The sequence below is a fragment of the Kocuria sp. p3-SID1428 genome, from assembly GCF_025149945.1.
Lineage (GTDB): Bacteria > Actinomycetota > Actinomycetes > Actinomycetales > Micrococcaceae > Kocuria.
In genome coordinates this window covers 1-8,719 of the sequence record NZ_JALXVH010000076.1, presented here as the reverse complement: position 1 = coordinate 8,719, position 8,719 = coordinate 1, and the positions used below count along the sequence as shown (strand labels likewise).

10 protein-coding genes and 1 pseudogene are annotated in these 8,719 nt (G+C 71.0%); 9 read left to right on the top strand and 2 right to left on the bottom strand.

What is annotated here, in order from left to right; all coding sequences use genetic code 11:
* Positions 1-28 precede the first annotated feature (28 nt).
* The 9 genes from ureE to M3E84_RS11925 all read left to right on the top strand — a co-directional run bounded on the left by ureE (position 29) and on the right by M3E84_RS11925 (position 7,727).
* Positions 29-520, top strand: a complete 492-nt coding sequence (gene ureE, locus M3E84_RS11965; RefSeq protein ID WP_061711310.1) for an urease accessory protein UreE — start codon at positions 29-31, stop codon at positions 518-520.
* A complete protein-coding gene (locus M3E84_RS11960) occupies positions 521-1,231 on the top strand; it encodes an urease accessory protein UreF (RefSeq protein ID WP_259896463.1) in 711 nt (236 codons plus the stop codon).
* Between the two features lie 67 nt (positions 1,232-1,298).
* Positions 1,299-1,910 carry an urease accessory protein UreG gene (gene ureG, locus M3E84_RS11955; protein WP_024290656.1) on the top strand — a complete coding sequence of 204 codons (612 nt, stop codon included), beginning with the start codon at positions 1,299-1,301 and terminating at the stop codon, positions 1,908-1,910.
* Positions 1,903-2,799, top strand: coding sequence for an urease accessory protein UreD (locus M3E84_RS11950; protein ID WP_259896462.1), 897 nt, complete (start codon positions 1,903-1,905; stop codon positions 2,797-2,799). Before ureG ends, M3E84_RS11950 begins: the two co-directional genes overlap by 8 nt.
* Positions 2,800-2,856: 57 nt before the next feature.
* Entirely contained in the window at positions 2,857-3,792 is a 936-nt protein-coding gene (locus M3E84_RS11945; protein WP_259896461.1) for an urea transporter, read from the top strand.
* A gap of 155 nt (positions 3,793-3,947) precedes the next feature.
* Positions 3,948-4,775 (top strand): class I SAM-dependent methyltransferase, encoded by an 828-nt coding sequence (locus M3E84_RS11940; protein ID WP_259896455.1) that lies wholly within the window; start codon positions 3,948-3,950, stop codon positions 4,773-4,775.
* A 78-nt stretch (positions 4,776-4,853) separates the two neighbouring features.
* Entirely contained in the window at positions 4,854-5,954 is a 1,101-nt protein-coding gene (locus M3E84_RS11935; RefSeq protein WP_251715395.1) for an iron ABC transporter permease, read from the top strand.
* A 10-nt stretch (positions 5,955-5,964) separates the two neighbouring features.
* Positions 5,965-6,981 (top strand): ABC transporter substrate-binding protein, encoded by a 1,017-nt coding sequence (locus M3E84_RS11930; RefSeq protein WP_259896453.1) that lies wholly within the window; start codon positions 5,965-5,967, stop codon positions 6,979-6,981.
* The gene (locus M3E84_RS11925) at positions 6,978-7,727 is read left to right on the top strand and encodes an ABC transporter ATP-binding protein (protein WP_259896452.1); all 750 of its coding nucleotides are present in this window, start codon (positions 6,978-6,980) and stop codon (positions 7,725-7,727) included. Before M3E84_RS11930 ends, M3E84_RS11925 begins: the two co-directional genes overlap by 4 nt.
* A gap of 141 nt (positions 7,728-7,868) precedes the next feature.
* Here the strand turns inward: M3E84_RS11925 and M3E84_RS11920 are convergent, their stop codons facing one another.
* Positions 7,869-8,378, bottom strand: coding sequence for a hypothetical protein (locus tag M3E84_RS11920; RefSeq protein WP_259896450.1), 510 nt, complete (start codon positions 8,376-8,378; stop codon positions 7,869-7,871).
* Positions 8,379-8,439: 61 nt separating this feature from the next.
* A pseudogene (locus M3E84_RS12540) lies at positions 8,440-8,562 on the bottom strand (DUF1648 domain-containing protein); the annotation flags it as partial.
* Between the last annotated feature and the right edge of the window lie 157 nt (positions 8,563-8,719).

The following is an 8,719-nucleotide window of genomic DNA, read 5'->3' as shown; positions in this document are numbered from 1 at the left end:
AGGACCGACGACGAGAGGAGTCGCGGCGATGATCGTGACCGAGCTGCTCGGCAGCATGAACGACGAGGCCGGGCGCGCCCTGGTGGGGCGGCGGCACGTCGAGCGCGTGGTCCTGGCGGACGAGGATCTGTCCAAGCGCATCCAGCGTGTGCGCACCGACCACGACCGGGAGATCGGGCTGCGCCTGCCCCGCGGCAGCGCCGATCTGGGCGACGGCGACATCCTGGCCGTCGAGGGCGAGGAGGCCGACGGCAATGCCGTGGTGGTCTCGCTGCTGCCCACGGACGTCCTGGTGATCGCGGCGCGCAGCATCGTGGAGATGGCCTTCGCCGCGCACAGCCTGGGCAACCGGCACCTGCCGGCGCAGTTCTTCGACGCGCAGAGCCCGTACGGCGCGGAGGTCATGGTGGTGCGCTACGACCACACCGTCGAGGACTTCCTGGTGCATCACGGCATTCCGTTCGAGCGCCAGGAGAGGGTCATGCCCGAGCCCTTCCGCCACGCGGAGCACACGCACTAGATGAGGGCGGCACCGATCATCGCGGCGGCGTCCGGGCCGGATCCGCTGCTGAGTCTGATGCAGCTCACGGACTCGGCCCTGCCGACCGGCGCGTTCAGCCAGTCGCTGGGATTCGAGACCTACATGCAGAGGGGGCAGATCCACGACGAGGGCAGCTTCGCCGAGTGGCTGCAGATGTTCGCCGATCAGCAGCTGACCTACACGGATGCTCTGGCCATCCGCCTGGTCTACGCCGCGCACGAGGTGGAGGCGGTCGTCGACCTGGACGAGCTGGCGACCGTCCAGGCGCTGCCGCAGCAGGTGCGCGACGGCGGCATCACCATGGGCCGTCGTCTGCTGAGCATCGGCGCGGCGTCCTATCCGGGACCGTGGACGCTGCACTGCGCGGCGGAGGTCGAGGCCGGACGCATGCAGGGCCATCAGGCCGTCGTCTGGGGAGTCCTCGCCCGCGAGCTGGGGCTCGATCAGGACACCGCCGTGGCGGCCCACGTCCAGGCCACGGCGACCTCTCTGACCCAGAACGCGGTGCGCGGCATCCCCCTGGGACAGAGCGCTGGGCAGCGCATCATCCGCGCTGCGCAGGACTGGACCCGCCGGGCCGTCGAGGTCTCCCGGGGACTGGAGCGCGAGGACCTGGGTGCGATCGCCCCGGGGCTGGAGATCGCGCAGATGCACCACGAGCGTCAGCGCGCTCGGCTCTTCATGAGCTGATGCGCTCGGCGCCGGGTGCGCCGACAAGACACGAAGCACAGACAGCAATGCAGGAGGAGAAGAAGCCATGGACCCCGTCATCATCGGCATCGGAGGCCCCGTGGGCGCCGGGAAGACCCAGCTGATCGAGCGCCTGACGCGTGCGATGAGCCAGGAGATCTCGATGGCCGCGATCACGAACGACATCTACACCATCGAGGACGCCAAGATCCTGGCCCGCGAGTCGGTGCTGCCGGAGGAGCGGATCATCGGCCTGGAGACGGGCGGCTGCCCGCACACGGCGATCCGCGAGGACACGTCCATGAACGAGGCCGCGATCGAGGAGCTCAAGCGGCGCCTGCCGGACGTGCGCCTCATCTTCGTGGAATCCGGCGGAGACAACCTCTCGGCGACGTTCAGCCCCGAGCTGGTGGACTTCTCGATCTACATCGTCGACGTCGCCCAGGGTGAGAAGATCCCGCGCAAGGCGGGGCAGGGCATGATCAAGTCGGACCTGTTCGTGATCAACAAGACGGATCTCGCCCCGCACGTCGGCGCGGACCTGGAGGTCATGGAGGCCGATTCCAAGGTCTTCCGCAAGGACAAGCCCTTCGCGTTCACCAACCTGAAGACGGACGAGGGCCTGGATTCCGTCATGAGCTGGATCCGCTCCGACGTCCTGATGCTCGACCTTGACTGAGCAGGCTGCGGGCCCCTCGCAGGACGAGCAGTCGCCGAGCGCTCCGCCGACCGGGCAGCTGCATCTGCGGATCGAGCAGCGCGACGGCCGCTCCTACGCGGCCCGGCAGTTCCACGACGGCGCGCTGCGGATCCTCAAGCCGCTGCACCTGGATGGCACCGGGCAGGTCTGCTACCCGGTGATCAACCCGGGTGGGGCGTACTTCGGTGCGGACCGCTACGAGCTCGAGCTCGAGGTGGGTCAGGACGCCTCGCTGCTGTCCACTACGCAGTCGGCGACCAAGGTGTATCGGACCCCGCAGGGCCCGGCGCGGCAGGACATGGAGGTCCGCCTGGGCCCGGGGGCGGTGCTCGAGCACCTGCCGGACCAGCTGATCGTCTATCGCGAGGGCTCCTACCGCCAGCGAACGCTCGTGCGGATGCACCCCACCGCGTCGCTGGTCATGGCCGAGATCATCACCCCGGGGTGGTCGCCGGACGGCGAGCCGTTCCGCTTCGACGAGGTGCGGCTGCGCACAGAGGTCCAGGTCGAGGACGACGAGCACCGGCGCCGGCTCGTCGTTGATCAGCTGCGCATGGTCCCCGACGAGGGCCAGGCCATCACCGGCTCGGGAATGATGGAGGGCCGCAGCCACACGGGCCAGCTGCTGATCGCCGATCGGCGCCTGGACGACGAGCTGTACGAGCAGCTGGCCTCATCCGTGGAGGACTCGGCGACGCTGTCCGGGATCACCCGCGGCGGCCTTCCGCATCCCGACCGCCTGCAGTGCGTCGCGATCCGCTCCCTGGCCGATTCCACGGGCGCGATCGCGGCGCTGCACCGCGGGGTCGTCGACCTGCTGCGGGCCCGTTGGCGCGATCAGCCCCCGCTCGACCTGCGGCGCCCGTGACGACCGGGCCCCGACCCTTCTGCTGCGTCCTGCCGACGCCCCGCTGAGAGGCTTCACATGATGAACGCTGTCCGCACCGTGCTGTACGGGATCTCCCAGATCTTCTTCCTGCGCAGCGCTCCCGCCGGAGCGCTGCTGCTGATCGGCATCGCCGTGGCGAATCCCCGCACCGCGGTCCTCGTGGTGATCGGCTGTGCCGTCCAGACGCTGGCCGCATGGGTCATCGGAGAGCGAGAGCTCGTCCGAGACGGGCTCATGGGCTACAACGGCGCCCTGGTCGGCGCAGCGGCCTCGCTGTCGACCATCCGGCTCAACGAGACCGCGCTGTCCATCGCCATGACAGTGGTCGGCGCGCTGGCCTGCATCCCGGCCCACCTGGTCCTCCGTGGCCTGTTCGACACGGACGCGCTGCGCCGCTTCGGACTGCCGGTCTCGACCGCGCCCTTCTGCCTCGTGGCGGGACTGCTCTTCGGCGTGCTGCAGCCGATCGTCGAGCCTGGCATCACGACGACCTCGGCCGGCGCCGTGCAGGGATCGCTGCTCGGGATGCTGAACCCCTTCGCCGAGGTCGTGCTCGCGGACGGCCTGGTCCCGGGGCTGGTGATCCTCGCGGCGCTGCTGGTGGGATCGCTGCGCGTGGGGCTGTGGGGGCTGTTCGGCTCGCTTCTCGCTCTGGTGCTCGGTCTCGTCCTCACCGGCGACATCGTGGCGGTGTCCGCAGGTCTGATCGGCTACAGCGCGGTGCTCGTCGCGATCGCCCTGGGGGCGATCTTCTGCCCGGGACGCGGCCTGGTCCACCGGCTGGTCTGCGCGGCGATCGGCGTGGCCGCAGCCGTCGGGCTGCGCTGGGTGCTGGACCCCACCCCCATCCCCACCTACACCTGGCCGTTCCTGCTGGCCATGTGGTCCGTGCTGATCGCAGACGAGCTGCTCTCCCCGCAGCGGCGGCAGTTCTCGGACGCGTCGCCGAGCAGCGAACGAGCGCCCGCGTGAGCCGTCCTGCCGCTTCCGCTCCATCGTCCGAGTGGACATCCCGTTGCGCTGTTCAGCCCGACAGCGCAACGGGGCATCCACTCGATGCGGGGGAGACGAGGGACAGGGGCTCTCGGTCAGCCGTGCCGTCTGAGATGCCCGACGAGGAGACAGAGATGACTGGTCGTACGCCCACCGGTGGGCAGCTGCACCCGCACCGACCAGCCCCCGGAGAGAGGCTCGACACGCACCGTCCGGAGGCCTGCGAGCACACCCCCGGACGTCGATGCAGGCCGGACAGCGGGCACGAGGTCCAGCGCCGGATCACCGACTACTGGGACCAGCGGGCGCGGGAGTACGACCGCCAGCAGCACCGCGAAGCACGCGTGGAGGCGGATCGGATCGCGTGGCGGGGGATCCTTGAGCAGGTGATGCCCGCTCAGCCCCAGGACGTGCTGGATCTGGGCACCGGCAGCGGCTACATGGCCCTGCAGCTGGCGCAGCTGGACCACCGCGTCACGGGGATCGACCTCTCGGAGACCATGCTCGGGATCGCCCGGGACCGGGCTGCGGAGCTGGGCCTGGCGGTGGAGTTCGGCCTGGGAGATGCCGCCGAGCCTCCGGTGGCGCCCGGTTCCTTCGACGTCCTCGTCAGCAGGTGCCTGCTGTGGACCCTGCGCTCGCCCGATGACGCCCTGCGTGCCTGGCGGCGCGCGCTGCGACCGTCGGGGCTGCTCGTCGCGGTCGACGGCCTGTGGTTCCCGCGGGGGATCGACGCGAACCCTACGCCGGGCTTCCGCGAGCACTACGACCCTGCCGTGCGCTCGGTGCTGCCGCTGGCCGAGGCCCGCAGCGTCGAGGAGCTCACTGAGCGGATCCGCGCCGCGGGCTTCCGGGACGTGCGGGTGCGTCTGCTCGAGCAGCTGTGGGAGCTGGACCGGCAGCGCGGGGTGGTCCCGGGCCACGATCTGGTGCCCCAGCACCTCATCACGGCTCGGCCCTGAGGTGGGACGGAAGCGGATCGCGCACTGCGGGATCGTCAGTACAGTGAAGGCTTCTGAAGCCGAAGGAGGGGCCGCATCGTGACGCAGGAGACGAGCCCGCCAGTCGCGGGCTCGCGGATCGGGCGGGTGCTCTCGCGCAGCCGCCGACGCGCGGTCCTGTGGATCATCGCCCTGGTCGCCGCGCTGTGCGCGGCGCTCCTGCTGGCGGTCGGCGTGGGCTCGGTGAGCATCGGGCCCGTGCGCGTGCTGGGCGTGCTCGTCGAGCACCTGACAGGGGTGGAGATCGGCCCCGGTGCCAGCGCCACGCAGGATGCGATCGTCTGGCAGGTCCGCGCCCCGCGCGTGGTGCTCGCGGCCTTCGTGGGGGCAGGGCTTGCGGTGTGCGGCATGGCCCTGCAGGCGATGGTGCGCAACATGCTGGCCGATCCTCAGCTGCTCGGCATCAGCTCCGGAGCCTCCTGCGGCGCGGCGGCCTCCATCCTCTTCGGGTTCACCCTGGGCGGCGGGGAGCACGCGCTGCAGGCCATGGCCTTCCTGGGAGCGCTTGGCGCTTCTGTGCTCGTCTACGCCACCGCCCGCTCCGGCGGCCGGCTGACCTCGGTGCGGCTGCTGCTGGCCGGGGTCGCGGTGGGCTACGCGCTCAACGCGCTGACGAGCTTCCTGATCTTCGCCAGCGGCAGCGCCGAGGGCACCCGCTCGGTCATGTTCTGGCTGCTGGGCTCGCTGTCGCTGGCCTCGTGGGGCACGCCGCTGGCCGCCGTCGTCGTCATCGCCTCGGTGACCGTGGTCGTGCTGAGCCTCCAGGGGCGGCGCCTGGACGCCCTGGCCCTGGGCGACGACACCGCGCACTCGCTGGGCGTGTCGCCGGAGCGCACGCGGGCCCTGCTGCTGGTGCTCGTCTCGCTGTGCATCGGGGTGCTGGTCGCGGCCTCGGGCAGCATCGGGTTCGTGGGGCTGATCATGCCGCACCTGGCCCGGCGACTGGTCGGCGCGGCCCACACCGCCGCCATTCCCGTGGCGGCCCTGCTGGGCGCTCTGCTGCTGAGCCTGGCGGATCTGGCCGCGCGCACCGTGCTGCAGCCACAGGAGCTGCCCATCGGCATCATCACCGCGATGCTGGGCGCCCCCTTCCTCCTCCTCCTCATCCGACGCATGCGCGCCGGGTCCTCCTCTCGCTGATCGGAGCTCCATGCACTCGTCCTCCCGTTCTCGCGCCCGCGTCCTGTCGGCAGCCGTCGCGCTGCCGATCCTCGGACTGCTGCTGAGCAGCTGCGCCCAGGACCAGGACGCCGAGTCCGCAGGCGGGGGCGGGCACTACCCGGTCACCGTAAGCAGCTGCGGCGAGGATGTCGTCTTCGAGCAGGAGCCGCAGCGGCTCGTGCTGCTCAAGTCCGCGTCCGTCCCGGCTCTGCACGAGCTCGGGGTGCTCGACCGGGTCGAGGCCAAGGCCGGGGCCTATCCGCTGGAGTCCTACGACGAGACCACCCGCGAGGAGGTCGAGGCCATCCCTTCGCTGGGCGGCGACGTCGACTCGAGCGGGCATCTGAGCGTGTCCCAGGAGGCCGTCATGGCCCAGGAGCCGGACGTCGTGATGGGACAGGCGGAGAACCTTGATGCCTCCGCGCTGTCGTCGGTGGGGATCCCGATGCTCGAGGAGCCGGCGCTGTGCCCAGGGGGCATCGAGGATCCCGGGTTCGACGACGTCTACGACCAGCTGCGGCTGTATGGGAAGGTCTTCGACCGCGAGGACGAGGCCGAAGAGTCCATCGGCGGGCTCGAGGATCGTGTGGCGGCCGTCCAGGAGCAGGTCGACGGGTCCGCCTCGGACCAGGAAGAGCCCCTGACCGCCGCGGTGCTCTACCCCACGGTCGGCGGCGGCACCACCTACGCCTACGGCGCCCACAGCATGGCCGCGCCGCAGCTGGAGGCCGCGGGCCTGGAGAACGTGTTCGCAGACCTCGACGAGCGCGTGGCCGAGGTGACTCCCGAGGAGCTGGCCGGGCGGGATCCCGACGTCCTGATCGTCCTCTACTCGGAGGGCGACCCTCAGACCGTCGAGGACTCGATCTCGGACATCCCCGGCACCGACGGCATCTCCGCGGTCGTCGAGGACCGGATCCTGGCCATGCCGATGAACATGACGGAGCCGGCCACACCGCAGGCGGTGGACGGTCTGGAGCGGATCGTGGAGGAGTTCCAGCAGTGATCGAGGGGACCGGGCTGTCCTACTCCTACGGCGGTCATCCGGCCGTGGACGGGGTCGACGTGGCCTCCGTGTCCGGGCGCGTCATGGGCCTGATCGGGCCCAATGGCAGCGGGAAGTCGACATTGCTGCGGTTGCTGCACGGTCGGCTGCGACCGGCTTCGGGGCGGGTCGCGGTCGGTGGGCGCGATCTGGCCGGGATGAGCGCTCTCGAGATCGCCCGCACCATCGCGGTGGTCGTCCAGGAGCACGAGCCCGCGGTCGATCTCAGCGCAGCGGAGATGGTCATGCTGGGGCGCCTGCCCCGCGGCGGGCTGGGCGGTCCGGCGGCGGCCGACCATGCGGCAGCCGAGACGGCCCTGGAGCAGGTCGGGCTGCTCTGCCAGGCCGAGCGTCCGCTGTCGGCCATGTCCGGCGGCGAGCAGCAGCGGGTCATGATCGCCCGGGCCATGGCGCAGGAGACGGAGCACCTGCTGCTGGACGAGCCCACCAATCACCTGGACATCCGCTACCAGCACGAGGTGCTCTCCACGGTGCGGCAGCTGCGCCGCACGTCGATCGTGGTGCTGCACGACCTGAACCTGGCGGCGCAGTACTGCGATGAACTGGTGCTGCTGGACCACGGCCGGATCGCCGCCCGAGGGACGCCGGATGAGGTGCTGCGCGCCGAGGTCCTGGAGCCCGTCTACCGCATCGGCGTGCGGCGCTGGGACGACGACGGCATCCACCTCTCCTTCGGGCTCCGCTGACACCCTCTCCGGCCGCCTCCGCCGACCTCGCCCCTGCGCCTACCCCAACCCCGCTCCACTTCCCGCCGAGTGGATACCCAGTTGCGTTATTGGCTCGTTCTGCGCAAACAGGTATCCACTCGGCGGGGTGGGGTGCCGGGGTCAGCCGAGCAGTGGCACGACCACCAGCACCAGGCTCAGCAGCAGCCAGCCCATCGCAATGAGCCAGCACGTGATCCTGCCTGCACGGTGGGCCACGTTGAACGTCCAGTTCGACGGCTGGTTCTGGACCAGCAGCGGCAGCTCGGGATCGTCGACCAGACCAGGAAAGCGCCAGCGGTGCAGGTCCTCGCGGGAGCGCTCGCCCAGGGGGACCTCGAGGGCATCGAGCTCCCTCAGCACATCCGCCCGAGTTCCGCGCAGGCATGCGACGGCGATGACCGGCAGCGCCAGCATGGCGGCACCCAGCATCCACGTGCCGCGCAGCTCGCCCGAGCCGTCGGCCCAGCCGGCTGCGCTCATCGCGCAGATCGCCGTGCCCAGCGGCAGCAGGCACCAGGAGACGGCTGCGGCGAGGCGTCGGTTCTGCACAGCCGTGCGGATCAGCGGGCCCAGACCGTCGGCGAAAGGGTCCCGGGGGCGCGGGCGGCGCACCGCCGTGACCAACGCCATGAGGCCGGAGGTGAACAGGATGGGGCCGGAACCCAGCAGCGGGGCCGATCAGCACCCAGCCCACGGACTTGGGCTCCCAGCGGGTGACCTGGCCGCCGGCGTCGGTGTGCGCGGGGACCTGATCGGGGATCCGGTCCCACCATGCGGCGCACAGCAGCAGCGTCGCGACCAGCACCGCGGCCATGACGAGGATGGGCACCACCGACGAGGGCGTGTCGTCGACATGCAGCTCGTAGCCGCCCTCCTCGACCTTCCGCGCCCACTCGCCCTTCGGCAGGCCGTCGGAATCCGCGGGGCGGTCTCGGGCTGCGGGCAGCACGGCAGGTCGATCGAAGCTCACC